The organism is Parviterribacter kavangonensis (assembly GCF_056863335.1).
The window spans coordinates 2,857,124-2,881,225 of the sequence record NZ_JBXPJA010000001.1; the positions used below are offsets into that span (position 1 = coordinate 2,857,124).

Genomic DNA, 24,102 nt, shown 5'->3' on the forward strand with positions numbered 1-24,102 from the left:
GCATCTTGCTGGCGCGCCGGACGGAGGAGAGCCCCGGCTAGCGCGTCTCGGCGAGTGTCCGGGTCGGGACATCCCCAGTTCTGGGGATGCTGAGGGGTTCGGCGGACAGGTGTCGTACGGATCGGCCCGCCGCCGCCACCGAGAAGAGGAGCGACAGCCAGGTGCCCGTCGCGAGCACCACGTGGATCCACACGAGGCCGGCCGGCAGCTCGAGCTCGTACTGGATGAAGCCGACGATCCCCTGGGCGGCGAGGAAGAGGCAGAGCGCGGTGAGGCTGCGCATGAGGATCCGGTCGCCGCCGTGGCGCCGGGCGAGGAACCACGCCGCCAGCGAGGCCAGCCCGAGCAGCGTGCCGGTGCGGCCGTGCCAGTGGATGAGGTCGTCGACCCCGAGCCACGTGAGCCGCGGGACGATCTCGCCGGTCCCGGACGAGCCGGGGTGCGGGCCGGCCGCGGTGGCGACGGTGCCCGCGAAGAGCGCCAGCGCGCCGAGCGGCAGCAGCGCGCGCGTGGCGATGAGGACGCGGCGGTCCTGCGCCGGCCGCTCGCCCGGCTCGTGCCGCGCGCGCCAGTAGAGGTTCACCGCCGCCGCGAGGATGAGCATCGAGAGCGCGAAGTGGCCCATGACGAAGCCGGGCTTCAGCTCGAAGATCACCGTCAGGCCGCCGAGGATCGCCTGGAACAGCACGCCGACGGGCAGCAGCGCCGAGCTCCAGATGAGGTCCTTGCGGCGCGGGTTCCGGCGGAACGCGAAGATGAACACGAGGATCGACGGCAGGCCCACGATCCCGGTGACGACGCGGTTGCCGAACTCCACGACCGCGTTGAACTCGAGCGGCGCCACGACGCTGTCGCCGCACTTCGGCCAGTTCTCGCACCCGAGCCCCGATCCGGTCAGCCGGACCGCGGCGCCGCTCAGCACGATCATCGTCAGCAGCACGAGCGCCACCAGAGCGATCCGCTCGAACTGGCGCGGGGTGACCTGAGGCAGGCGGCGCAGCACGCGACAGAGGGTAGGGGCCGCGCCACAACCCGCGCGCTCTCCGCCGCCCCGGCCCCTCAACGCCCACCCCCACGACCTCTTCGTCGAGGCGGTCGAGGTCGAAGAGATTGGACCTCTGACCTATTTCGCGGCGGAAGGGATCGCGGTTCACTTCTCGTCGTCGCCGCTGAGGACCTGCGGCGGCGCCTCTCCCAGATGACCCTCGAAGGCGGCGTTCGGCTGCCGAAAGGACCCTGCTCCCATGAGCTCGACGACCCCTGCCCGCAAGCCCCGCCGCGCCAGTCGCGTGCTGGAGATCCTCGCCCCGGCGACGGCCGCCGCGGCGATCACCGCGGTCGGCTTCGCGGCCTTCACCGACGAGGCCCGCAACGACGGCAACCGCGCGACGGCTGCCAGCGTCACGCTGTCCGAGGACGTCGCCGCTTCTGCTCCGCTCTTCGACCTCGCCGACTGGCAGCCGGGCGAGGACGGCGACACCGTCTCGCGCTGCATCGGCGTGACGAACGACGGCTCGATCGCGCTGCCGATCAGCGTCCGGTTCGCGGGTGCGCCGACGGGGTCGCTCGGCGAGTTCATCGACATGCGGGTCGAGCGCGGCACCCGCGATCGCGCAGCCGACGACGCGAGCTGCGGAACGTTCGCGGCCGACGAGACGGCACCCGTGGTGTTCGAGGACACGCTCGACCGGTTCCCGACGACGGCCGTAGGCGCGCTGGCCGACAAGGGCGCGCCGCTGGCCGCCGGCGCCGAGCGCGCCTACCGCGTCACGTGGCACCTGCAGGACGACGAGGCCGCCGAGGGCAGGTCGATCAGCGGCATCAGCTTCGTCTGGTCCTCGACGACCGCCTGACCCCCGCCGGTGCCCCGCCGCTCCCTCATGCTGCTCACCGCCGCGACGCTCGCCACGCCGGGCGTCGCGGCGGCCATCGAGCACGCCGCCCGGACGGCGGCGGCACCGCGCCTGACGCTCGAGGCGGACGCGCCGCTCTTCGACGCGCGCAACGCGTCCGACCTCGTGCCCGGCGAGCGCCGCTCGGCCTGCCTCGTGCTGCGGCACCGCAGCGGAGCGGCGACCCGCCCGGCCCTCCGCGCCCCGCGCATCGCCGGCCCCCTCGCGCCCCACCTCGTCCTGACCGTCACCCGCGGCCGCGGCCGCATCCGATCCTGCACCGACTTCACCGCCTTACGCGTGATCTTCCACGGCCCCCTCACCACCTTCCGCGGCACCGTCGACCCGCACCGCTGGCACGCCGGCGAGCTCGGCGCCTACCGCTTCGACCTCCAGGTCGCCGACGACCCCGCCGCCGCCGGCCGCGGCGCCAGCTGGACCTGGGCCGTGAGCGCCGCCACCAAGACGACCGCGCCGTCCCGCTGCGCGACCCTCCACGCCGGCCGCATCCTCATCCGTCTCCGCGGCCGCCGCCTCGCCGTCTCCGCCCCGAAGGGGACCCGAGTGCTTCGCATCAACGGCCGCCGCCCGGCGAACGCCCGCCTCCGCCGCGGCCGCAACACGATCGTCATCCGCCGCGCGGGCAGGACCGCGCGGAAGAGCTTCATGGGGTGCGGGCGATGAGCCGCGCGATGGTCGCCGTGGCGGCGTTGCGGGCGGTGATGCGCGCGATGTTCGTCGTCGCCGCCCTCTCCCTCTCCGTGCCGGGTGTCGCCGAGGCGGCGTTCACCGGGTCGGTCTCGCAGGATGGTGGCGGGGCGGCCGCGGCACCGGTGTTCAAGCCGCGAGTCTCCGCTCCGCCCTCGATCTCGGGCGTGGCTACCGTCGGCGCGACGCTGACCGCCTCGACCGGGACGTGGGACCGGCAGCCCGACGTGATCTCCGTCCGCTGGGAGCGGTGCGCCGGGGAGTGCGTGGCCGTCGCGACCGGGACGACGTACGCCGTCGTCTCCGCCGACGTCGACGCGACGCTTCGGGTCGTCATGACGGCGGCCAACGCCGGTGGCGAGGCGATCGCGACGAGCGCCCCGACCGAGACGGTGACGGTCGCCGCGGGACCGATCCTCGTCACGCCGCCGACCGTCAACGGCATCGCCCGGAGCGGGTCGACGCTCAGCGTGAGCACAGGGACGTGGACGAACGCGACGTCGTTCGCCCGCCAGTGGCTGCGGTGCGACGCGACGGGCGAGGGGTGCTCCGCGGTCGCGGGCGCGGTCAACGCGACGTACCCGCTCACGCGCGCCGATGTCGGGTCGACAATCCGCGTGCGCGTCACGGCCTCGGGACCGGACGGCTCGACGACGTGGCAGAGCGCGCCGACCGCGACGATCGCGCCGCCGCCCGCCCCGGCGGCCACCGTCCTGCCCGCCGAGGCGGGGACGAAGCGCGCGGGCTCGACGATCACTGCGACGATCGGCACGTGGCAGTACGAGCCCACCTCGTACCGGCTGCAGTGGCAGCGCTGCGACTCGACGGCCGTCTCGACGTGCGCCGACATCCCGGACGCGACCGGCTGGTCGTACGTCCTCGCCGCCGCCGACGTGAGCAAGTACGTGCGCTTCCGCGTGACCGCTACGAACGAGACCGGCTCGACGACGGCCTCCACGACGGCCGCGTTCGTGCAGCCGTTCCTGAGCGTGACCTTCGTCGCCGCCCAGTCGACAGTCGTCACGAGCAGCTCGACGGTGAGCCCGCTGCGCCCGACCGGGGTCCAGGCCGGCGATCTCCTCGTGCTGATCATCGGCTCCGCCGGTGACGGCACGACGAGCTGGGTCCCGCCCACCGGCTGGACGACGGTCGAGGCCACGCCGCACGCGACGATCTTCACGCGCGTCGCGACCGCCTCGGAGCCCACCACCTACCCCGCGTTCGGAACGAGCTTCCCGGGCGCCCACAGCCTGGTGATCGCGGCGTACCGCAACGCGAGCGACCGGCGGACGTCGTTCGACGCCGGCGCCGAGGCGACCGAGCCGCTGTCGAGCGCACCGCTGCCCGCGTTCGCGGACACGCCGCGGGCGCGCTACGTCGCGCTGTTGGCGGGGCGGCTGTGCCCGTCGACTTGCGGTTCGCCGTCGTGGAGCACCGGGCTGACGCAGCGGGCGAATGCGTCGAGCTCGTCGACCACGCTGCTCCCCGAGCAGCGCGCCGTCGCGTCGATCGCCGACCAGGGCTCGCTCTGGACAGCCACCGCCGTCACGACGCCGGCGCCGTCCAGCTTCCGCACCGCCGGCGCGCTGCGGCCGGTCGAGCCGGCGAAGGTGACGAGCCTCGGCGCGCTGACGCAGCTGCCGGCCACCGTGATGGTGAACACGATGATCCTCGGCCCGTGGTCGAACGGGTTCGACGCCGAGGGAACGCCGGCGAACGCGACGTCTCGCCTGTGGCTGCGGTGCGACGCGGACGGGGAGAACTGCCTGCCGGTCGCGCGCGCCGGCACCTACACGCCTGCGCAGGCCGACGTCGGCCGCCGGCTGCGGACCGTGGCGATCCACTCGGCGGCCGTCGGCGACGCGATCGCGATCGGCGAGCCGTCGAGCGTCGTGCTGCCCCGCTAGCGTCGGCGCTTGCCATGCCGCCACGCGACGCCCGCTGGGCCTACCTCCCCGTCCTCGGAGCGCCGCTGCTCCACGCGCCGCTGCTCAGCCTCGACCTGCTCAAGCGCTGGAAGGTCCCGCTCGACGGCGGCGCGACGTTCCGCGGCCGGCGGATCCTCGGCGACAACAAGACCTGGCGCGGCGCCGCCGCGATGAGCGCCGGACCCGTCCTCGCCAGCACGCTGCTCCACCGCCGCCCGTGGTACCGCCGCAAGCTCCCGCCGCGCCTGCAGCAGGCGCCCGCGCCGCTCGTCGGCGCCGCGCTCGGCGTGGCCGTCGTCGCCGGCGAGCTGCCCAACAGCTTCGCCAAGCGCCAGCTCGGCATCGCCCCGGGCAGCCAGTCCAAGGGCACCGCCGGCGTCGCGCTCAGCGTGCTCGACCAGGTCGACTGGGTGCCGCTCGCGATGCTCCTGCTCCGCCCCTGGCACCGCACGACCGCTCGCGAGGCCGCGACGATCCTCGCGCTCGTCGGCGTCATCCACGCGCAGCTCAACGTGGTCGGCTACGCGATCGGCGCGCGGAAGTCCCTGCTCTGAACCGCATCGGGACGGGCCGGGGCCCGTTCTAGTCTGTCGACCGCGATGCCGGCTGTCCTCGTCGACTCCCTGAGCAAGAGCTTCGGGCTGCCCACGGAGCAGGTCCACACGCTCAAGGAGCGCGTCCTGCATCCCCTCCGGGGCCGCAGCGAGACGCGCTTCGACGCGCTGAAGGGCGTGTCGTTCAGCGTCGAGCCGGGCGAGTTCTTCGGGATCGTCGGCCGCAACGGCTCCGGCAAGTCGACGCTGCTCAAGTGCCTCGCCGGCATCTACCGCGCCGATGGCGGCCGGGCGTGGATAGACGGGCGCCTGTCGACGTTCATCGAGCTCGGCGTCGGGTTCAACATGGACCTCCCCGCCCGCGACAACATCCGCATCAACGCGGTGATGCTCGGGCTGTCGACCCGCGACGCCCGCCGCCGCGAGGACGAGATCCTCGACTTCGCCGGCCTGCGCGGCTTCGAGGACCTCAAGATCAAGAACTACTCGAGCGGCATGCTCGTCCGCCTCGGCTTCGCGATCATGGCCCACGTCGACGCGGACGTCCTGCTGATCGACGAGGTGCTCGCCGTCGGCGACGCCGAGTTCCAGCAGAAGTGCTTCGACCAGTTCAACAAGATCCGCGACGCGGGCCGCACGGTCCTGCTCGTCACCCACGACATGGGCGCGGTCGAGCGCTACTGCGACCGCGCGATGCTGCTCGAGCACGGCGAGCTCGTCACGAGCGGCGAGCCCGGCCGCGTCGGCCAGGAGTACTTCCGCAAGAACTTCGCCGCGGAGAAGCCCGAGGAGGAGCGCGACGCCGACGAGGGCGAGGCCGACGAGCCCGGGCGCATCACCGACGGCCGCGCCTCGATCGTGACCGCGTGGTTCGAGGACGGCGAGGGGCGACGGACCGAGGTGCTCGAGCACGGGGAGCGCGGGACGTTCGTCGCGACCGTCCGGTTCCACGCGCACGTCGAGGACCCGCTGTTCGGCGTCGCCTTGGTGAACGAGTGGAACGCGACCGTGCTCGCTGCGTCGACGATGTACACGCACGAGCGCACCGGCGTGTTCTCCGCCGGCGACGAGGTCACCTACCGGATCACGTTCGAGACGATCTTCGCGGCGGGCCGGCACAAGGCGATCCCGGCGGTCGCGCGCGGCGGCGCATCGATCGCGTGGATCGACCGGCGCGAGAACCTCGCCTCGGTCGTCGTGACGCACACGCGCAGCGTGCAGGCCGCCGTCGACATCCCGTACGACATCGCGCTCACGCGCGGCGGCGTCGAGGTCCCGACGTGAGCGCCGTCACCGCCGCCCCGACCGGCCGCGAGGTCAAGGGACCGTCCGCCCTCGGCGCCGATCCGGTGCGCTTCTGGCGCCTGACGTGGACGCTCGCGGTGACGACGTTCAAGCTGCGCTTCTACGGCTCGGCGCTCGGCTACGTCTGGCAGCTCATGCGCCCGCTCGCGCTGTTCGGCGTGCTCTTCGTCGTCTTCACGGAGTTCGCCAACGTCGGCACGGGCGTGGACTACTACGGCGCGCTGCTCCTGATGGGCATCGTGCTGTTCACGTTCCTCGCGCAGGCGACCGGCGAGGGCGTCACGTCGCTGGTGGAGCGCGAGGCGCTGATCCGCAAGGTCGAGTTCCCGCGCATGGCGATCCCGTGCGCGGTGGTGCTCGGCGCGATCTTCAACCTCGGTCTGAACCTCATCGCCGTGGTCATCTTCGCCGCGGCGATCGGCGTGCCGCTGCACGCCTCGATCGTCCAGGTGCCGCTGCTCATCCTGATGCTCACCGCGATGGCGCTGGGGATCGCGCTGCTGACCTCGTCGCTCTACGTCCGCTACCGCGACGTGCAGCCGATCTGGGAGGTCCTGCTGCAGATCCTCTTCTACGCGACGCCGGTGCTGTACCCGCTCGACATCGTGCCCGAGCAGTACCAGAAGTGGATCCTCCTGAACCCGTTCGCGACGGTGATCCAGCAGGTCCGCCACGCGGCGATCGACCCCGACGTGCCCGGCGCGGCGGCCGTGGCCGGCTGGTGGGTCGTGCTCGTGTCGATCGGGATCGCGCTCGGGCTGCTGGTCGTCGGCTACCTCGTGTTCCAGCGCCGGGCGCCGCACATCGCCGAGGAGCTCTAGGTCGTGCGCCGCAGGGCCTTCGAGACCCGGTAGCGCACCGGCTGCGGCAGGCCCGCGAGCTTCGCGCGCGCCTTCACCGCGCGGCCCACGAGCGGATCGCCGTTCAGCCGCCGCACCTCCGCGCTGACCGCGCCGAGCTCCTGCCCGAGGACCGTCGTCCCGCCGATCGCGTCCGCCATGAGACGCGCGGGCCACTGCGCGTCGGCCGGCGGGTCCTCGGCCAGGATGGTCTCGAGCGCGTCGGCAAGAGCCTTCGACGCGTCATCCCACGCCGGCCACGCCGCGACGGTCTCGCGCGCGCCCGCGCGCAGGCGCGCGAGGAGGTCGCGGTCGCGGGCGAGCACGTCGAGCCACCGTGCCGCCCCGTGCACGTCGTCGGCGTCCGCGACGAGCCCGTTGACGTCGTGCTCGACGAGGTCGGCCGCGTCGGGCGACGGCCAGACGACCGCGGTCGCGCCGGCGGCGAAGCCGCGGAGAGGAGCGTCGAGGACGCCGTCGACCGAGGAGAGGTGCACGACGACGTCGGCGGCGGTGACGTCGTCGACGACCGCGACCGTCTCGGCCGCGGCCACCGCCTCGCCCGCGGCGCCGCCGGAAGCGAAGACTCGAAGAGGGACGGACGCGGACGCCGCCGGGGCGGCCACCTCCGGGGAGGTCTCCCCCGGCGCGGCCGCCACCGGAGAGGTCTTCCCCGGCGCGGCCGGCGCGCCGCTCGTCACGCGGAAGATGCGCGAGGACGGGCGAAGGTCGCGCAGCGCGGTCTCGATCCACGGCGCGGCGGCGAGGAAGTCGACGGGGAGGTCGTAGGCGAGCTGGGCGGCGACGCGCTCGGCCTGCCACGTGCCCATCCGGCGGTGCGCGAAGTGGTCGACCCAGAACGCGTACCGCGTCGCGGGCATCCGGAAGAGGTGCGCGGTCGACTGCCAATCCGTGGCGATCGCGACGTCGCAGGCCTCGGGAACCAGCCCGTCGGTCGGCACGATCACGACGTCGTGCGCGCCCGACAACGCCGACGCATGCCGCGCGATCGCGTCCGCGGGACGGTGGCCCGAATGCAGGAAGGACAGCTTCACGAGCGCCAGATCCTAGGCTCTGCCCGCATGAAACTCGCCTTCGTCGGCCAGCGCGAGTACTTCCACTACACGTCGCTGCAGGCCCCCGCCGGCGGCGTCGAGCCGTCGTTCCTGCACTTCTACCCCGACGGCCCGGCCGAGCCGCTGCTCGACCAGCTGCGCGCGACCGACCCCGACGTCGTCTTCGTCTGGCGGCCCGAGCTCATCCCCGAGGGCGCGTTCCACGAGCTCGACGCGCTCACCATCGGCTACATCACAGAGCCGATCGTCCGCCCCAACGGCGTCGACCACCCGGACCTCGAGTACCGGTGGCAGAACCTGCAGCGCACGGACCCGCGGAACTTCGACCGGATCGTCTCGTTCGATCCTCATGTGGTCCCCACCGTCGAGCAGCACATGCCGGTCTGGCGCTCGTTCCCGATCCCGGTCGCGGACAGCTACTTCGCGCCGGTCGCGCCGCCGAGTCCCAAGCCGCGGATCCTCTTCACAGGCCGGTCCACCGACCACCGGGAGGCGTTCCTCGGGCACGTCAAGAAGGACTTCGACTGCGTGCACATCGCGCACGGCGTCACCGACGACGAGCTGATGCCGTTCCTGCGCAAGACGGACATCGGCGTGAACCTGCACAACGAGCCGTACCCGACGTTCGAGAACCGGGTCCCGGCGTACCTCGCGGCGGGGCTGCTCGTGGTCACCGAGCCGCTCTCCCCGCACCACGGCCTCCAGCCCGGCCGCGACCTGCTCGAGGTGCGCACGCCGGCCGAGCTCTACGAGGTCGTCGAGCGCGTCCAGCGCCTCCCGACGGCGTTCGAGACGGTGCGCCGGAACGGCCGCCGGATGGCCGAGCGCTGGCGCTCCTCGACCGTCTACCCGCGGGTCGTGAAGGACCTCGTCACCGACGTCCGCGCCTTCGGCCGCGGGCCGGGACGGCCACCCCTCCGCGCTACCTTGAACGCCTCATGACCGAGACGTTCCAGCCTGCCGAGGGGCGCCAGAACGGCCTCGGCCCCACGGCGCCGAACCCAGACCAGACCATCCTCGTCGCCGGCGGCGCGGGCTACATCGGCTGCGTGCTGGTGCCCAAGCTGCTCGACCGCGGGTACCGCGTGCGCCTGCTCGACCGCCTGTACTTCGGCGAGGACGCGCTCGCCGACTTCCGCGACCGCATCGAGCTCGTCGTCGCCGACGTGCGAGACATCCCGGACACCGCGTTCGACGGCATCGACGGCGTCATCAACCTCTCCGGCCTGTCGAACGACCCGACGGCCGAGTTCGACCCCGACGCGAACTGGCAGATGAACGCCGTCGCGACCGAGACGCTCGGCGAGAAGTGCGTCGAGCGCGGGATCGAGCGCTACGTCTTCGCCAGCTCCTGCTCGCTCTACGACGGCCTGCCGCCCGGCATGCACGACGAGACCGCGCCGATCCAGCCGCGCGCCGCCTACGCGACGTCGAAGCGGTACGGCGAGGAGGCGCTGCTGAGGCTCGCCGACAAGGGCCTCGTCCCGGTGCTGCTGCGCAACGGCACGGTCTACGGCTGGTCGCCGCGCATGCGCTTCGACCTCGTCGTCAACACGTTCGTCAAGGACGCCCTGCTGAACGGCAAGCTCATGCTGCACGGCGGTGGCTGGATGTGGCGCCCGCTCGTCGACGTCCGCGACGTCGCCGACGCGATGATCGCCGCCTACGAGGCGCCCGCGGAGAAGGTCCAGGGCGAGATCTTCAACGTCCTGCACTCGAACTACCAGATCCGCGAGCTCGCGATGCTCGTCGCCGGCACGGTGCAGCTGACCGGCCGCACGGTGAAGCTCGAGGAGGTCCCGGCGCCGAAGCTGACGCGTGACTACGAGTGCTCCAACGCGAAGCTGTCGACGACGCTCGGCTTCATCCCGACGCACTCGGTGCTCGAGGCGGCCAGCGGTCTCGTCGAGCGCCTGGAGAGCATGGACAAGGCGCGGCTGACCGACCCGCGGCACTACAACATCCGGTGGCTCGAGCTGATGAACGAGCTCAAGCCGTCGCTCGAGCGGTTCGAGACCGTCCTGTGAGGGCGCTGATCACGGGCGGGGGCGGCCAGCTCGCCTCCGACCTCGTGTCCGTGCTCGGCGACGACGCCGTCGCGCTGTCGCACGCCGAGCTCGACATCGACGACCCCGCCGCGATCGACCGCGCCTTCGAGGAGCACCGCCCCGACGTCGTCTTCAACTGCGCGGCGTTCCACAACGTCGACCAGTGCGAGCGCGAGCCCGACCAGTCGTGGGCGACGAACGTCCGCGCGGTGACGGAGCTGGCGAAGCGCCCCGCGAAGCTCGTCCACCTCTCGACGAACTACGTCTTCGACGGCCGCCGCGAGGAGCCGTACGGCGAGGACGACCTCCCGTCGCCGCGGTCGGTCTACGCGCTGACGAAGCTCGGCGGCGAGTACGCGGCCCTGGGCTACGACGACGGCGCTTTGGTCGTGCGCAGCGGCGGGCTCTACGGCTTCGCCGGCAACGCGTCGAAGGGCGGCAACTTCGTCCAGCGGATGATCGCCCGGGCGAAGGAGCAGGGCGCGCTGAAGATGGTCGCCGACCAGCGCCTGCAGCCGACGTTCACCGAGGACCTCGCGAAGGCGCTCGTCGAGGCGGTCGAGCGCGACGCGACCGGCGTGCTGCACCTCACGAACGAGGGTGCGATGTCGTGGCACGACTTCACGGTCGCGATCATGGAGAACGCCGGGATCGACGTGCCGATCGAGGAGGGCACGACGACGATCCAGCCGGGCGGCGTCGACCGGCCGCTCAACGGCGTGCTCGCCCGGCCGCGCGCCGACGCCCTCGGGCTGACGCCGCTGCGGCCGGTGCACGACGCGCTCGCCGACTACATGGCGCGCGCCGGTCTCAGCGCCTAGTCGACGTAGACGAAGGGCAAGTCGGCCTCGATGTCGGCCAGCGTGGGCGCATCGAGGTCGCGCTGCGACGGCTTGAGGTCGTCGGCCGAGATCGGCCACTCGATGCCGACGCCCGGGTCGCGGAACGAGATCCCGCGCTCGGTCTTGTCGTTGTAGTAGGCGTCCTGCTTGTAGAAGACGTCCGCCACGTCGCTGGTGACGCAGAAGCCGTGCGCGAAGCCGGCGGGAACGTAGGCCATGCGGCCGTTCTCGTCGGTCAGCTCGAACGCCTCCCACTCGCCGAACGTCGGCGAGCCCCTGCGCAGGTCGACGACCACGTCGGTGATCGCACCACGCCCGCAGCGCACGAGCTTCGCCGCGCCGCGCCCGATCTGGAAGTGCATGCCGCGGACGATCCCGTGGCCGGACCTGGAGTGGTTGTCCTGCACCATCTCCTCGTTGATCCCGAGCTGCACGAACTCGCTGCGCCGATAGGTCTCAACGAAGAAGCCCCGCTCGTCGCCCAGCACCTTCGGTTGGATCAGCTTCGGTCCCTGGATCCTGGTCTCGATCAGCTCGAATGGCATGGCGCGACACCCTACGACGCGCGTTCCGTCCCGAACGCCGCCACGTCGGCGAGCAGGTCGGCCAGCACCCGCGGCCAGAGCGTGGACGCGCGGAAGTGCTCGGCCTTCTGCCTGCCGCGGACGCGCACCGCGTGCCACATCCGCGGGAAGCGCTGAAGCCGGTCGAGCACGTGCGCGAGGCCGTCGGGCGTGCCGATCGGGACGTAGTCGATCCCGTGCTCGAGCCCGTGCGAGGGACTGAGCGGCTCGCTGACGAGCAGGCGGCCGGCGGCGAGGTGCAGCGCAGCGGCCGGCTCGAAGGCGAGGAGCGCGCTCGGGTGGAGGTTGATGCCGATGTCGGTCGGTTCGACGTCGTCGCCGTGCTGGGCGATGCGGATGACGGCGGGGCGCGCCTCGCGCGTCGGGGCGAGCATGTGCGCCTGATGCGGCGTCGGGTCGCCGAAGAAGAGCGCCTCCGGACGCACGCGGACGTCGTGCACGGGGGCGAAGTGCCGGTCGGCGATGGGCGGCGGGACGGCGCGCCAGACGGGCAGCGTGTCGCTCAGCTCGGTCACGACGAGCGGATCGAGCGCGAGGACGCGATCGAAGTCAGTCGCGTCCACGGCGCGGGCCTCGTTCAGGCGGTCGCCCTTGTCGGGCAGGCCGCCGCCGACGCGTCTTGCGAGCGGCTCGGTGAGGACGCCGAGCGTCGCCGCCCGCAGGCCGTGCAGCGCACCGTCCGGCAGCAGCCAGGGCTGCAGCGCGACGACGACGTGCGGCGACCACCGCTCGAGCGAGGCGCGCGCCGCCTCGGCGTCACCGCCGTCCTCGAACGGGACGACCGTGCTCTCGACGTCCGCGAGCGGAGCGTCGAGCGCGGACACGGCGGTCGCGCTCGCGGGGCCGATGAAGGCGACGCGCAACGGGCGGCCGACCGGCGGCACGGGGTACGGCAGGCCGCTCGGGGCGAGGTCCACGCGCATCGGCGCGGGTACGATAGCCCGCTCGCATGCCCGACTGGCAAGAGCGCATCACCCGCGAGACGAAGCCGTCGCTGCGGGCCGAGCACGACCTCCGCTACCGCCTCGCGGCGCCGCTCATCCGGCAGTCGGCGGCGTGGCTCGACCTCGGCTGCGGCAACGGCGTCGCGGCCGCGGATGCCCTTGGCTCCGAGTTCGCCGGCCGTGCCGTGCTCGTCGATGTGGAGCAGTCGGCGGTCGACGCGGCGGCGGGCGAGCTTCGCCGGCTCGGCACCTCCGAGATCAGCGCGCTGTCCGCCGACCTGACGGATCCCGAGGCGCTGAGTCGCATCCGCGAGGAGCTCCTGCGCGGCGACGAGAGCGAGCGGGTGATCACGTGCTTCGAGGTCGTCGAGCACCTCACGACGTTCGTGCCGCTCGTCGAGATGCTGAGCGCGCTGGCGGAGGACGGCTTGGCGACGGTGCTGCTGAGCGTTCCGAACGACGCGTTCTGGACGATCGACAACCCGCACCACGTGACGATGTGGAGCGAGGGGGCGTTCGACGAGCTGCGCCGCCTGCTGCCGGCGGGCGCGATCGTGTGCCGGCAGATCGCGCTGAACGGTTCGGCGATCGTGCCGCTGGCCGCCGAGGAGGGGACGAGCGCCACGCTCTCCGTGACGCTCGACGCCGCGCACGCCGTGCCGAGCCACTTCATCGCGGCGATGGGCCCGCGCGCCGGCGCGGTCGGCGTTCACGCCGAGGTCGTGCAGTCGGATCTGGACGAGCAGCGCCGCTGGGAGCGGGCGCGCGAGGCCGACCTGGCGTACTTCCAGGAGCTCGTCGAGACGTGGCGGCCGTGGTTCGAGGAGTTCCGCGCGTACATCCACGACCTCGAAGGCCGCCTCGGCCTGCCGCTCACGGGCGTCGATCCGCAGACGCTGCCGAGCGGCGAGCCGACCGGCGGCGAGTAGCTCCCTCCGGTGAAGGTCGCCTTCCTCGTCAACGACCTGCAGCTCTCCGGCGGCGTCGGCGTCGTCGTCGAGCACGCGCGGCGCCTCGCGGGCGATCACGGGTTCGAGACCGCGCTGGTCGTCGTCCGCGAGCAGGAGAACGAGCACTGGCAGTACGAGAGCCTCGCCGCCGTCGACGTCCTGACGCGCGAGCAGGCGCTCGAGCGGCACTTCGATGTCGCCGTCGCAACGTGGTGGGAGACGACGGCGTCCCTGTTCGACGTGCCCGCGGACCGGTACGCGTACTTCGTCCAGAGCCTCGAGGACCGCTTCTACAAGCGCGACGAGGCGGACCGGCTGGGCGCGTCGACGACGCTCGGGCTGCCGGTCGCGTTCATCACGGAGGCGCACTGGATCGCGGCGACGCTCGCGCAGGTCCGGCCCGACGCGCCGTGTCATCTGGTGCGGAACGGGATCGACAAGGACGTCTTCGCGCCGGTCGATCGGGTGCCGGTGCGGTACCACGCGCCGCTGCGGATCGTCGTCGAGGGCGATCCGCAGGTGTGGTTCAAGGGCGTCCCCGAGGCGCTGAAGGCGGCCGCGGCGATGAAGGAGGCCCACCACCTCACGCTCGTGACCGGCCGCCGCGGCGACGCGCTGAAGGGGTTCGCCTACGACGAGGTCGTCGGCCCGCTGACGCACCGCGAGATGGCCGAGCTCTACCGCCGCTCCGACGTCGTGCTGAAGCTGTCGAGCGTCGAGGGGATGTTCGGCCCGCCGCTCGAGGGCTTCCACATGGGCGCGACGTGCGTCACGACGCCCGTGACCGGCCACGACGAGTACATCGAGCACGGCTGGAACGCGCTCGTCTGCGACTGGGAGGACGTTCCGGGAACCGCCCGCCTCCTTGATCTGCTCGCCCGAGATCGCCGGCTGTTGCACTTCCTCCGGTCCAACGCGCTCGCGACCGCCCGCGGCTGGCCGTCGTGGGCCCAGGCGTCGCAGCTCATGGCCCTGGCGCTCCTGCGCATCCGCCGCGAGCCGGCGCCGCTGCCCGGCACCAGCGCCGCGATGGCCCTCGGAGAGATCCGCGGCCACGTCGAGACGAACCGAGGGCTCCTCGCCGAACGCCTCGACTTCGGCCGCAAAGCCGCCCGCCTGGAGAGGCTCGTGCGGATGCCCGGCTTCCGCCAGCTCCGAGCGCTCTGGCGCAACCCGAAGATCCAAGAGGGCCGCGTCGGCCCGTTCGTCATCGGCCTCGTCAAGAGGATCCTCCGGTGAGACCGCGCCTCCGCGCCCTCGTCGCGCGGCTGCGGGCCACGCCCGGAGAGCCTCTTCGCGTCGCGGCGCCGGCCGCGCTGCTCGAGTGGAGACGCGAGGGGGCCGCGCCGCTCACGACCTCTTCGCGCGAGGAAGCGGCGATGTCGGTGGCCGTGGTGATCCCTCCTTTCCGGCGCGGGAGCGGGGGGCATTCGACGATCGCGAACCTCGTCCGAGGACTCGAGGGGCGGGGGCACCGGTGCTCTCTCTGGCTCGAGGACGACGAGGGGCGGCACGATGGCGCGGACGTCGAGCGGGACTTCAAGGCGTTCTTCGGGCCTCTCGCGGCGCCGGTCCATGACGGCTTCTCCGCCTGGCGCGGTGCCGACGTGGTGGTGGCGACGGGGTGGCAGACGGTGTTCCGCGTCCTCCGGCTGCCGGGCGCCCGCGGCCGGGCGTACCTCGTCCAGGACCACGAGCCGGAGTTCTACGGCACGTCGGCGGAACGGCTGTGGGCGGAGGAGACGTACCGGCTCGGGCTGCACTGCGTGTGCGCGTCGCCGTGGCTCGCGCAGCTCGTCCGCGACCGCTACGGAGCGACGAGCGACGCCTTCGACCTCGGCGTCGACCACGACGTCTACCGGCCGCGGGCAGTCGCCAGAAGGGACGATCGCGTCCTCGTCTACGCCCGCGCCGTCACCGCCCGCCGCGCGGTCCCACTCGCGCTGCTTGCGATGGAGGAGCTCCACCGCCGGCGCCCGGACGTCGAGATCGCTCTGTTCGGCGAAGCCAGACCGGTGGAGACGCGGTTCCCCCACACCCATCTCGGCGTCCTCTCACCGCAAGACCTCGCGACCGCCTACGCGGAGGCGACGGTCGGCGTCGTCCTCTCGACCACCAACCCGAGCCTCGTCCCGACCGAGATGCTCGCGTGCGGCCTGCCGTGCGTCGACCTGACCAGCGACGCGATGCGCACGACGTTCGGTGACGACGGTCCGATCATGCTCGCCGAACCCGACCCGCTCGCGATCGCGAGCGCGGTCGAGCGTCTCCTCGACGACCCCGCCGAACGCCGGCGACGATCGGAGGACGGCCGCGCCCTCGTGACCGGGCGCACGTGGCCGAACGCCGCCGAGCAGCTCGAGCGCGGCCTACGAGCCGCGCTCTGACCGGTCGTCCTCGACGGACGCCCGCGTCATCGCGACGACGACAAGCAGCGGGACGCCGCCGGCGACGAGCGCCGCGAGCAGCCAGATCATCCACGGCTGGATGAAGCTCGCCGAGAACCGCGTCGTCTCTGTGGCGATCTCGGACCATCGCCGCCCGACGCTCGCGACCTGCGCCTCGTCGAAGCGCAGCTGGATGTGCCGCCCGTCGGGCTTGCCGTTCAGCAGCGTCCGTGCCGTCGTGACCGTCCGGTCCTCGGCGGCGTAGAAGACCACCTCGCGCCGGCCGAGGTTGTGCCAGCACATCCGTGCCCGGATCGGGCGATCGGGCGGGTCGATCTGCGCTCGGAGGATGCTGTTGTCCGCGTATCCCCCGGCGATGCGGCCCTTCGCGTGGAAGCCGCCGTCGCCCCGGATCGACCAGCTCATCGGCACGCCGGGTTGGAACTTCGTCCCGATCTGCCACGACGCGACCTCCGATCGCGGCGTCAGCGTGAAGTCCGTGACGCACGCGGTGTCGCCGGGTGAGACGCCCACGACCGGCGTGGAGAAGAGCGGCGACGGCTGCGGGATCGCGGCCGCGAACCGGCGCGGCTCCTGCAGCCAGCTCGCCAGCAGGACGAACGACAGGACGAGCAGCGCGAGCCCGACGAGGAGCGCGCCAAGGGTGGCGGGCCGGCGCACCCTAGACATGGAACCGCACCACCGCCGTCGCGAAGAGGCACAGGTTCATGACGACGCCCACGCCGAGGACCGCCGTCCCGGCGCCGGGCCGGACCGGCCGAGGAAGCTCCCGCACGAGCAGCGCGATCGCGATGCCGAAGAGCGGCGCCAGCGGCGTCAGGTACCGCCCCGTGATCACCGGGTCGGTGGCGACGAGCAGGTCGCGCCACGCGACCGCGTGCAGCGTCACCACCACCGCGAGCATCGCGCTGGCCAGGACGACCGCGACCGCCGCTTGACGCCGCACGGCGTCGCGGCGCACGACGAGCACGACGACCAGCAGCACGAGCCCCGCGAGGACGACCCACGACAGCGTGTCGACGGCCCGCCCCGGAAGCGCGATGTCGAACTGCGCCAGCTCGGAGAAGAACCGGTCGATGTAGACGCGCCGGGCGTCGTAGAGGCTGCCCGCGTTCTCGGTCAGGAAGCCCGGCCGCGGCAGGTAGAACTGCCACAGGTACGAGCCCCACTCGCGCAGCCGGACCGCGCTGACGTCGCCGCGCACGGCGAACCACGACGCGGCGGCGAGGAACGCGACGAGCGCGCCCGCGAGCAGGCCGCCGCCGAGCCGCGGCGTCCGCCGCTCCTCGGGCACCCAACGGCGCCACGCGAGGATCGCGAAGGTCAGCCCGACTGGGACCGCCAGCGGGACGCCGCGCCCGTGCGTGAGCGCCGACGCGATCGTCAGCAGCACGAGCCCGATCAGCCGCCCGCGCGTTCCCCCTCGCTTCAACGCGAGCACCATGAGATACAGCGCCGCCGACCAGATCGCCGCGAGCATCGCGTCCGGGTTCACGACGCCCCCGAGCAGCGCCAGCTGCGGGATGAGCGCCACGCTGCCGGCGGCGAGCGTCTGCAGCACGCGCCGGCGGCCGAGCAGCTCACCCGCCAGCAGCCAGGTGAAGACGACGACGGCGAGGAGGAACGGCACGCTGAGCAGCCGCACGAGGTGCAGCCGGGTGAAGACGTCCGCGCTTTCGCCGGCGAGGTAGACCGGTGCGGTGGCCAGGTAGTACAGCGGCGGGTTGCGCATCGCCGACGTGAAGCCGCCGTCGCTGCGCTGCGCGTCGCCGAAGTCCGCCGAGGCGCTCTCCCAGAGCCGCTCGTCGAGCGCCGTCGTGTACGGCTGCATCGCCACGTTGCCGTGCGTCGCCGCGGTCCCGGCCCAGATGTCGCTCGATCCGACCTCGGTCGAGTACGCGGGAGCGTCCGCGTCGGACAGGCCGCTCACCGTCGACCACGTCAGCGAGCCGGTCTCCGCGAGACGCTGCGCGTAGGCGAAGTGCGAGATCTCGTCGGGGCCCTCGTACGCGGGCAGCAGCACCGACCAGCCGATCGCCAGCACCGCGGCGACCGCGAGCACGGCGGCGAGCGGCGCCGGGACGGACCGCACGCGCCTACCCACGGGCGCCGGCTCCCTTGCGCAGGCCGAACACGGCGGCGTAGAGCGCGGACTCCGCACGCGCCGGCAGCGGCCTGGGGCCCCAGTAGAGCCGGTGCGCCACCCGCCCGGCCGCGCCGAGCGAGCTCGTGCGGGCCAGCTCCGCACGCCGCGCGTACAGCGCGGCGTGCTTCTCGTGCATGAGGCGCCGCGCCTCGCGGTAGCGGCGCCGGTCCTCGACCTGCTTCGACCCGCCCGCGTGGCGCCGGTACTCGAGCGTCACCTCGTCGACCCGCACGCCGGTCCACCCGTGGGCGAGCGCGTTCAACCACAGCTCCCAGTCCTCGAACGCGCCGAAGCGCCCGTCGAAGCCGCCGGTGTCCTGGATCACCTGGCGCCGGGTCAGCGCAGTCAGGCCGATGAGGTGACGGTCGAGCAGCCGCAGCGGGTCGTAGGGCGGGAACCGCAGCTCGCCGCCCCAGGCGCCGAAGAAGCGCGGGTGGCCGTACGCGAAGCCGGCGTCCGGGTGCCCGGCGAGCGCACGGCGCAGGACCGCCAGCGCGCCCGGCGCCAGGCGGTCGTCCGCGTCGAGGCACAGCACGAAGGGCGTCTCCGCGCGGGCGAGCCCGGCGTTGCGCGCCGCGCACACCCCCGCGTTCGCCTGCCGGATGACCTCGACCTCCGCGGGCAGCCGGTCGAGCGCCTCGTGCGTGGCGGGATCGGTCGATCCGTCGTCGACCACGATCACGTGCGGCGGGTCGTCCTGGCCGAGCAGCGACGCGACGGCCTCGCCCACGTAAGCGCCGTAGTTGAAGCAGGTGACGACCGCGGTGGTGTCCGCCATCACCGCACCAACGTCAGGACGACGCGGCGGTAGCGCTCCATCCACGGGTTCACGCGGTCGAGCAGCGGGCTCTCGACGAGCGGCGTGTGCATGTCGCCCCGCAGCAGCTCCAGGATCTCTCGGTCGCTGACGGTGCGCCCGCGCTGCACGCGCCGGCGCCAGCGGCCGATCCGCCGCCACTCGCGTGCCGTCGCCTTCCAGGCGTTGACCTTCGGCTCCCACCACCCGTCGCGGCGGGCCTGGAGCGCGATGCCGGCCTCGGCGGCCAGCAGCATCGGCGCCAGCGCCAGCAGCGTCCCGGCGCGGTAGTTCGACAAGACCATCCACGCGCGGTTGTGCTCGAGCTCGAACCACTTCCGCGCGCCCTTCGTGAACTCGTAGTCGTGGCGGACGTGCGCGGCGGGGACGAAGACGACGCGCCAGCCGGCCAGTCGCGCACGCCACGCGATGTCGGTGTCGTCGACGTAGAGGAAGAAGCCGGGACAGTGGCCGCCGAGCTCGCGGAAGACGTCCGTGCGCAGCATGAGCGCGGCGCCCGAGCAGCAGGCGACGTCGCGCGGCGGCCCGTCCTCCCGCGGCTCGAGGTAGCGCCCCGACCACGACAGGCCCGTCACGTGGACCGGGTTGTCGCCGGCGTTCACGGTGGCCCCATCGGTAAGCAGCACCTGCGCCCCCACGACCGCGGTGCGCTCGTCGGCGGCCTCGAGCAGCCGCTCGAGGCAGTCCGGCTCGGCGATCGAGTCCGGATTGAGGAAGAACATCCACGGCTGCGTGGCGTGCGGCAGCGCGTAGTTGCAGCCCTGCGGGTAGCCGAGGTTCTCGCCGGAGGCGAGCACCCGCACCGGCAGCCCCCACTCGAGGAACGCCTTGCCCGGCGCGCCCTCGGGGTGGTTGTCCACGACGAGGATCTCCGCGGGCGGGCGCGTCTGCTCGAGCAGCGACTCGATGGTGCGGCGAACCACGGCCGGGTCCTCGAAGGACACGACCACGACAGCGGAGACGGGACCCTGCACGGCGAAGCAGGGTACGAGCGGCGCCCGCTGTCAGTCGGCGAACGGCTCGGGCCAGCGGCCGCGCGTGAGGACCGGCAGCACCGCGCGCTTGGTCCGGTCGAACCCGACCATCACGGCCCGATCGCGCCACGTCCGCGACCACTGCAGCCGGATCGCCTGCGCCTCGTCCTGCTGCTTCCAGACGTCGGTCGCGGACTTGCTCGTCGCGTGCCAGCGGAACCGCACGTGCGCGTCGGGCATCCGGTCGACCCGCACGGCGTGCGTGAGGCGCAGGTAGAAGTCGTAGTCGGCGGCGTCGACCCAGCGCTCGTCGAGCGGCCCCACCGCGGCCGCCCGCGACGCGCGGAACACGAACGTCGGCGTCGGGACGTAGTCGCCGAGCAGCAGGTACCGCAGCCAGCTCCACTCCGCCGGGCGGTAGGGGCGCTTCACGACGCCGTCGGCGTCCATGAAGTCGAGACCGCCGTAGACCACCTGGCAGTCCGGCGTCCGGCGCAGGTGCGCGACCGCCTCGGCGACGCCCTCGGGCACGACCTCGTCGTCGCCGTTGACCCACATGACCAGGTCGCCGCGCGCCCGCTCGATGCCCTTGTTCACCGCGTGCGTCTGGCCGCGGTCGGGCTCGCTGACCCACCGCAGCGCCGGGTCGTCGCGCGCCTCGAGCAGCGCGACCGTGCCGTCCGTGGACCCGCCGTCGATGACGACGTGCTCGTGCTCGATGGGCAGCGCCGCGACGCTGTCGAGGCACGCCTCGAGGTAGTCGGCGGCGTTGAAGATGGGCGTGACGATGGAGAGCAGCGCCAAGGCGGGCTGACTCTAGTTGGCGGCTAGCCTCCTGCCCCGTGACCGTCCCCTTCGCCAACTTCAAGCGCGGCGTCGCCGACCTCCGCCCCGATCTCGAAGCCGCCGTCGCCCGCGTCCTCGACAGCGGCTGGTTCGTCCTCGGACAGGAGGGCAAGGCGTTCGAGGACGAGTTCGCGCGCTGGACCGGCAGCCCCCACGCCGTCGGCTGCGGATCCGGCACCGACGCGATCGAGCTCGCGCTGCGCGCGCTGGGCATCGGCGAGGGCGACGAGGTCGTCACGCAGGCGAACACGTGCGTGCCGACCGTCTCGGCGATCCGCCGCACGGGCGCGACGCCGGTGCTCTGCGACGTGGAGCCGGCCACCGCGACGATCGATCCCGCCTCCCTGCGCGGCGCGATGACCGAGCGCACGAAGGCCGTCATCCCGGTCCACCTGTACGGGCAGATCGGCGACATCGACGCGGTGCTCGAGATCGCCGCCGAGCGCGGCGCCGCGGTGATCGAGGACTGCGCGCAGGCCCACGGCGCCGAGGCCGGCGGCCGGCGCGCGGGCACGATGGGCGCGCTCGGGGCGTTCTCGTTCTACCCGACGAAGAACCTCGGCGCCGTCGGCGACGGCGGCGCGGTGGTCACCGGCGACGCGCACCTCGACGAGCAGCTGCGGCTCGCCCGCCAGTACGGACAGGCCGATCGCTACGTCCACGTCAGCGAAGGCGTCAACAGCCGCCTCGACGAGCTGCAGGCCGCCCTGCTGCGCGCGAAGCTGCCGCACCTCGACGCCTGGAACGACCGTCGCAACGCCATCGCCGACCGCTACGCGGAGGCGCTCGCCGGCACGCCGGTGCAGCCCCTCGAGCGCCTCGACGGGCGCCGGCACGTCTTCCACCTCTTCGTCGTGCGCGCGCCCGACCGCGACCGCTTCCGCGCGGCGCTGGAGGAGCGCGGCGTCGCGACGATCATCCACTACCCCCACCCGATCCACGGGCACGCGCCCTACGCGCACCTGGGCAACGGGCCGGTGCCGCTGACGGTCAGCGAGCAGCTCTCGGCCGAGGTCGTCTCGCTGCCGATCTACCCCGAGCTGACCGACGACGACGTCGAGCAGGTCGCCGGCGCGGCCCGCGCCGCCGCGACGGCCTAGTCGGCGCCGGGGACGCCGCGCGGGTACCGGACCCGCAGCAGGAACGGGAAGCGCCTGACGGCGTGCGCCCCGAAGCGGGCGCGGGCGTCCTGGACCCGCTGCTTGACCGTCGGGCCCGGCTCGACGCCGCCCATGAAGCCCGGCGCCACCGTCCGGATGAGCTTGAGCGCCTCGTCGAGCTCCCGGAGGTACGGGTCGTAGACGAGCTCGCGGTCGTGGTCGGAGATCGGGTAGCCGGGCGGCTGCCACGCGTGGCCGCCGCGCCGGCGCAGCTGCACGCGGTGGTAGTGGAAGAAGACCAGCGGGTCCTCGTCGACGAGCACCTGCGCCCCGCGCCGCTGGACGTCGTACCGGGTGATGTTCCATGGGGCGAGCCCGCCGCCCTTGTGCTCGAGCACGTGGACGCCGCCGAAGCGCTCGGGCCAGTCGTCGAGGTACTTCTGGTCGCCGAGCTTGCCGTCCTCGAGGCGGTAGTAGCACCACTCCAGGCAGCGGTCGTGCCACCAGTTCAGGGCCTCGAGACCGCGCTCGTCGCGCTTGAACGTCACCCACTGCACGCAGTAGATGCCGTTGACCTCCTGATGGGCGTGCTCCGGCGCGTAGCGGTGCGGCGTGATGCACACCGAGTCGTCGCCGATGCGGTCGAAGAGGAGCTGGGGGTCGGCGAAGAAGAGGAGGTCGGCGTCGAGGTAGGTGACGTCCTGCACCTCGGGCCGCGTCCCGAAGACGTAGAGCGGCAGGGCCGGGGTCGACGTCCAGCAGTACTCGACCGGCGTGCGGTCGCTCTTCGTGGCGAGCAGTCCCGGGTCGAACGCCTCCAGCTCCGCGAGCGGGACGGCGGTCAGCTGCGGCAGCGCGAGCGCGTCGAGGATCCGCTTCGCCTCGTCGTCGAAGCAGATCGCCGTGAGGTGGAAGCGATCGCCGGCGACGCGCAGCAGCGAACGGTGCATCGCCACGGCCTTGGCCAGGTAGTTGCTGTCGAACAGCGTGCAGAACTCGTGCGGGGCGCTCATCGGCGGTAGCGCTCCAGGATGGCAGCGAGCTCCTCGATGCGCCGAGCGTAGGTGTGGTCGCGGAAGGTGCGCTGCTGACCGGCGCGGGCGAGCGCGAGCCGTCGCTCGTCGTCGGCCAGCAGCTCCCGGATCCGCTCCACGAGCTGCTCCTCGGACGCGTAGGTCGCGACCTCGCGGTCCGGTTCGAAGAGCGTCCCGAGGTTCGGCGCCGTCTCGGTGACGAGCGCCGCGCCGCTGCCCGTCGCCTCGAAGAGCCGCATGTTGTTCGCGTGGCCCTCGGCGGCCTCGATGTGCCGGTTCACGACGACCTTGGCCTCGGCGAGGACGCGGTACATATCGAGCCCCCACGCCTCGCCGTGGTGCCGCTCGCGCAGCGGCGAGCCGGGCGCCAGCTCGTCGCGGCCGTAGCCCCAGACCTGCAGGTCGACGCGCTCGCACAGCCGCTCGAGCAGCGCGGTGCCAGCGGGATGGACCGCCGGGTTCACGCCGCCGACGAAGACGGCGCCGTGCCGCCGGGGACGGTCGGGGGCGACGTCCACGACGCCGGCGAGCGTCTGGTCGAACGCGATGGCCAGGTACTCCGCGTCGACGCCGGCCGCGCGAAAGCGCTCGACGTAGTGCGGGAACGAGGTGAGCAGCAGGTCGAAGCCACGCAGCCGCTCGGGCGGCGGCGCCTCGCTGGCGATCTGGCCGCAGATGAGCGGCCCCCAGCGCCGAAGGAGGTCGAGCTCCCGCCGCGTGAAGAACCAGAGGTCCTGCAGGTAGACGACGTCGGGCGTGAAGCTGCGGACCTGCGCGAGCGCGATGCGGTGCAGCAGCGCCTGCCGGGCGAGCGCGCCCACGCGACCGGGCGCGCGCGTGGCGGCGACCATCGCGCCGAGACCCGGCAGCCGGTGCTCGCGCGCCCACGCCAGCTGCAGCGGCTCGCAGTTGACGATGACGTCCTGCGCCACATGGCCGAGCCGGCGCAGCTCGCGCGAGTAGGCGTCCGACGTCCCGAACCGCCGCGCCATGAGCGAGGCGATCTGCTCCGCGTACGGACGGGCCTCCAAGCCGGGGTGCTCGGCGTAGTGGGTCGCCGTGAAGGCGGGGTAGTAGGTGTCGACCACGAGGACGCGCACGAAGCGT

General features: G+C 73.0%; 24 protein-coding genes. 13 read left to right on the plus strand and 11 right to left on the minus strand.

All coding sequences use genetic code 11. The features are described 5' to 3' along the window. Window positions 1-37 precede the first annotated feature (37 nt). On the minus strand, window positions 38-1,003 hold the full coding sequence (locus AC1UE4_RS14425) for a COX15/CtaA family protein (protein WP_482917925.1): 966 nt from the start codon (window positions 1,001-1,003) through the stop codon (window positions 38-40). A gap of 241 nt (window positions 1,004-1,244) precedes the next feature. Here AC1UE4_RS14425 and AC1UE4_RS14430 point away from each other — a divergent pair, with 241 nt between their 5' ends. The 6 genes from AC1UE4_RS14430 to AC1UE4_RS14455 are packed head-to-tail and all read left to right on the plus strand — an operon-like array spanning window position 1,245 to window position 7,208. Then, a complete protein-coding gene (locus AC1UE4_RS14430) occupies window positions 1,245-1,853 on the plus strand; it encodes a hypothetical protein (protein WP_482917926.1) in 609 nt (202 codons plus the stop codon). Between the two features lie 9 nt (window positions 1,854-1,862). Next, on the plus strand, window positions 1,863-2,576 hold the full coding sequence (locus AC1UE4_RS14435) for a hypothetical protein (RefSeq protein ID WP_482917927.1): 714 nt from the start codon (window positions 1,863-1,865) through the stop codon (window positions 2,574-2,576). Continuing rightward, window positions 2,573-4,507 carry a hypothetical protein gene (locus AC1UE4_RS14440; protein ID WP_482917928.1) on the plus strand — a complete coding sequence of 645 codons (1,935 nt, stop codon included), beginning with the start codon at window positions 2,573-2,575 and terminating at the stop codon, window positions 4,505-4,507. The genes AC1UE4_RS14435 and AC1UE4_RS14440 overlap by 4 nt, the downstream gene beginning before the upstream one ends. Before the next feature lie 14 nt (window positions 4,508-4,521). Further along, entirely contained in the window at window positions 4,522-5,082 is a 561-nt protein-coding gene (locus AC1UE4_RS14445; protein WP_482917929.1) for a CDP-archaeol synthase, read from the plus strand. A 45-nt stretch (window positions 5,083-5,127) separates the two neighbouring features. Further along, a complete protein-coding gene (locus AC1UE4_RS14450; protein ID WP_482917930.1) occupies window positions 5,128-6,366 on the plus strand; it encodes an ABC transporter ATP-binding protein in 1,239 nt (412 codons plus the stop codon). Then, on the plus strand, window positions 6,363-7,208 hold the full coding sequence (locus AC1UE4_RS14455; RefSeq protein WP_482917931.1) for an ABC transporter permease: 846 nt from the start codon (window positions 6,363-6,365) through the stop codon (window positions 7,206-7,208). The genes AC1UE4_RS14450 and AC1UE4_RS14455 overlap by 4 nt, the downstream gene beginning before the upstream one ends. Here the strand turns inward: AC1UE4_RS14455 and AC1UE4_RS14460 are convergent. Then, window positions 7,205-8,281, minus strand: a complete 1,077-nt coding sequence (locus tag AC1UE4_RS14460) for a glycosyltransferase (protein ID WP_482917932.1) — start codon at window positions 8,279-8,281, stop codon at window positions 7,205-7,207. The genes AC1UE4_RS14455 and AC1UE4_RS14460 overlap by 4 nt on opposite strands. 27 nt (window positions 8,282-8,308) lie before the next feature. Here AC1UE4_RS14460 and AC1UE4_RS14465 point away from each other — a divergent pair, with 27 nt between their 5' ends. The 3 genes from AC1UE4_RS14465 to rfbD are packed head-to-tail and all read left to right on the plus strand — an operon-like array spanning window position 8,309 to window position 11,171. Then, window positions 8,309-9,244, plus strand: a complete 936-nt coding sequence (locus AC1UE4_RS14465) for a glycosyltransferase family protein (RefSeq protein WP_482917933.1) — start codon at window positions 8,309-8,311, stop codon at window positions 9,242-9,244. Continuing rightward, complete coding sequence (locus AC1UE4_RS14470; RefSeq protein WP_482917934.1) at window positions 9,241-10,329, plus strand: NAD-dependent epimerase/dehydratase family protein; 1,089 nt, start codon at window positions 9,241-9,243, stop codon at window positions 10,327-10,329. Before AC1UE4_RS14465 ends, AC1UE4_RS14470 begins: the two co-directional genes overlap by 4 nt. After that, on the plus strand, window positions 10,326-11,171 hold the full coding sequence (rfbD, locus tag AC1UE4_RS14475; protein ID WP_482917935.1) for a dTDP-4-dehydrorhamnose reductase: 846 nt from the start codon (window positions 10,326-10,328) through the stop codon (window positions 11,169-11,171). The genes AC1UE4_RS14470 and rfbD overlap by 4 nt, the downstream gene beginning before the upstream one ends. Here rfbD and rfbC read toward each other — a convergent pair. Together rfbC and AC1UE4_RS14485 are read right to left on the minus strand one after the other, a co-directional pair. Next, window positions 11,168-11,737, minus strand: a complete 570-nt coding sequence (gene rfbC / locus AC1UE4_RS14480; protein WP_482917936.1) for a dTDP-4-dehydrorhamnose 3,5-epimerase — start codon at window positions 11,735-11,737, stop codon at window positions 11,168-11,170. The two genes, rfbD and rfbC, sit on opposite strands and share 4 nt — an antisense overlap. A gap of 11 nt (window positions 11,738-11,748) precedes the next feature. Continuing rightward, on the minus strand, window positions 11,749-12,699 hold the full coding sequence (locus AC1UE4_RS14485; RefSeq protein ID WP_482917937.1) for a hypothetical protein: 951 nt from the start codon (window positions 12,697-12,699) through the stop codon (window positions 11,749-11,751). A gap of 26 nt (window positions 12,700-12,725) precedes the next feature. Here AC1UE4_RS14485 and AC1UE4_RS14490 point away from each other — a divergent pair, with 26 nt between their 5' ends. From AC1UE4_RS14490 to AC1UE4_RS14500, 3 genes are read left to right on the plus strand one after another with little or no spacing between them, the layout of a single operon-like run. Further along, window positions 12,726-13,649 carry a methyltransferase domain-containing protein gene (locus tag AC1UE4_RS14490; RefSeq protein ID WP_482917938.1) on the plus strand — a complete coding sequence of 308 codons (924 nt, stop codon included), beginning with the start codon at window positions 12,726-12,728 and terminating at the stop codon, window positions 13,647-13,649. A gap of 9 nt (window positions 13,650-13,658) precedes the next feature. Next, a complete protein-coding gene (locus AC1UE4_RS14495) occupies window positions 13,659-14,909 on the plus strand; it encodes a glycosyltransferase family 4 protein (RefSeq protein ID WP_482917939.1) in 1,251 nt (416 codons plus the stop codon). Next, window positions 14,906-16,057: a glycosyltransferase family 4 protein gene (locus tag AC1UE4_RS14500; RefSeq protein WP_482917940.1), complete on the plus strand. Its 1,152-nt coding sequence runs from the start codon at window positions 14,906-14,908 to the stop codon at window positions 16,055-16,057. The genes AC1UE4_RS14495 and AC1UE4_RS14500 overlap by 4 nt, the downstream gene beginning before the upstream one ends. On the opposite strand, the gene AC1UE4_RS14505 is transcribed toward AC1UE4_RS14500, so the two are convergent. The 5 genes from AC1UE4_RS14505 to AC1UE4_RS14525 are packed head-to-tail and all read right to left on the minus strand — an operon-like array spanning window position 16,040 to window position 20,819. Continuing rightward, entirely contained in the window at window positions 16,040-16,747 is a 708-nt protein-coding gene (locus AC1UE4_RS14505; RefSeq protein WP_482917941.1) for a hypothetical protein, read from the minus strand. The two genes, AC1UE4_RS14500 and AC1UE4_RS14505, sit on opposite strands and share 18 nt — an antisense overlap. Further along, window positions 16,740-18,170, minus strand: a complete 1,431-nt coding sequence (locus AC1UE4_RS14510) for an ArnT family glycosyltransferase (RefSeq protein ID WP_482917942.1) — start codon at window positions 18,168-18,170, stop codon at window positions 16,740-16,742. Before AC1UE4_RS14510 ends, AC1UE4_RS14505 begins: the two co-directional genes overlap by 8 nt. A 4-nt stretch (window positions 18,171-18,174) precedes the next feature. Then, the gene (locus tag AC1UE4_RS14515; protein WP_482917943.1) at window positions 18,175-19,002 is read right to left on the minus strand and encodes a glycosyltransferase family 2 protein; all 828 of its coding nucleotides are present in this window, start codon (window positions 19,000-19,002) and stop codon (window positions 18,175-18,177) included. Next, window positions 19,002-20,015 carry a glycosyltransferase family 2 protein gene (locus AC1UE4_RS14520; RefSeq protein WP_482917944.1) on the minus strand — a complete coding sequence of 338 codons (1,014 nt, stop codon included), beginning with the start codon at window positions 20,013-20,015 and terminating at the stop codon, window positions 19,002-19,004. Before AC1UE4_RS14520 ends, AC1UE4_RS14515 begins: the two co-directional genes overlap by 1 nt. A gap of 30 nt (window positions 20,016-20,045) precedes the next feature. Then, entirely contained in the window at window positions 20,046-20,819 is a 774-nt protein-coding gene (locus AC1UE4_RS14525; protein ID WP_482917945.1) for a glycosyltransferase family 2 protein, read from the minus strand. A 38-nt stretch (window positions 20,820-20,857) separates the two neighbouring features. On the opposite strand from AC1UE4_RS14525, the gene AC1UE4_RS14530 reads away from it, so the two are divergent. After that, window positions 20,858-21,961, plus strand: coding sequence for a DegT/DnrJ/EryC1/StrS family aminotransferase (locus AC1UE4_RS14530; RefSeq protein ID WP_482917946.1), 1,104 nt, complete (start codon window positions 20,858-20,860; stop codon window positions 21,959-21,961). On the opposite strand, the gene AC1UE4_RS14535 is transcribed toward AC1UE4_RS14530, so the two are convergent. Beyond that, window positions 21,958-22,974, minus strand: coding sequence for a glycosyltransferase family protein (locus AC1UE4_RS14535; protein WP_482917947.1), 1,017 nt, complete (start codon window positions 22,972-22,974; stop codon window positions 21,958-21,960). The genes AC1UE4_RS14530 and AC1UE4_RS14535 overlap by 4 nt on opposite strands. Then, window positions 22,971-24,095, minus strand: coding sequence for a CgeB family protein (locus AC1UE4_RS14540; RefSeq protein WP_482917948.1), 1,125 nt, complete (start codon window positions 24,093-24,095; stop codon window positions 22,971-22,973). Before AC1UE4_RS14540 ends, AC1UE4_RS14535 begins: the two co-directional genes overlap by 4 nt. Between the last annotated feature and the right edge of the window lie 7 nt (window positions 24,096-24,102).

Coding starts and splice junctions, on each gene's coding strand:
- rfbC (WP_482917936.1), bottom strand. CDS start 11,737: ATGCCATTCGAGCTGATCGAGACCAGGATCCAGGGACCGAAGCTGATC.
- AC1UE4_RS14505 (WP_482917941.1), bottom strand. CDS start 16,747: ATGTCTAGGGTGCGCCGGCCCGCCACCCTTGGCGCGCTCCTCGTCGGG.
- AC1UE4_RS14535 (WP_482917947.1), bottom strand. CDS start 22,974: ATGAGCGCCCCGCACGAGTTCTGCACGCTGTTCGACAGCAACTACCTG.
- AC1UE4_RS14470 (WP_482917934.1), top strand. CDS start 9,241: ATGACCGAGACGTTCCAGCCTGCCGAGGGGCGCCAGAACGGCCTCGGC.
- AC1UE4_RS14490 (WP_482917938.1), top strand. CDS start 12,726: ATGCCCGACTGGCAAGAGCGCATCACCCGCGAGACGAAGCCGTCGCTG.
- AC1UE4_RS14430 (WP_482917926.1), top strand. CDS start 1,245: ATGAGCTCGACGACCCCTGCCCGCAAGCCCCGCCGCGCCAGTCGCGTG.
- AC1UE4_RS14445 (WP_482917929.1), top strand. CDS start 4,522: ATGCCGCCACGCGACGCCCGCTGGGCCTACCTCCCCGTCCTCGGAGCG.
- AC1UE4_RS14515 (WP_482917943.1), bottom strand. CDS start 19,002: ATGGCGGACACCACCGCGGTCGTCACCTGCTTCAACTACGGCGCTTAC.
- AC1UE4_RS14485 (WP_482917937.1), bottom strand. CDS start 12,699: ATGCGCGTGGACCTCGCCCCGAGCGGCCTGCCGTACCCCGTGCCGCCG.
- AC1UE4_RS14465 (WP_482917933.1), top strand. CDS start 8,309: ATGAAACTCGCCTTCGTCGGCCAGCGCGAGTACTTCCACTACACGTCG.
- AC1UE4_RS14440 (WP_482917928.1), top strand. CDS start 2,573: ATGAGCCGCGCGATGGTCGCCGTGGCGGCGTTGCGGGCGGTGATGCGC.
- AC1UE4_RS14450 (WP_482917930.1), top strand. CDS start 5,128: ATGCCGGCTGTCCTCGTCGACTCCCTGAGCAAGAGCTTCGGGCTGCCC.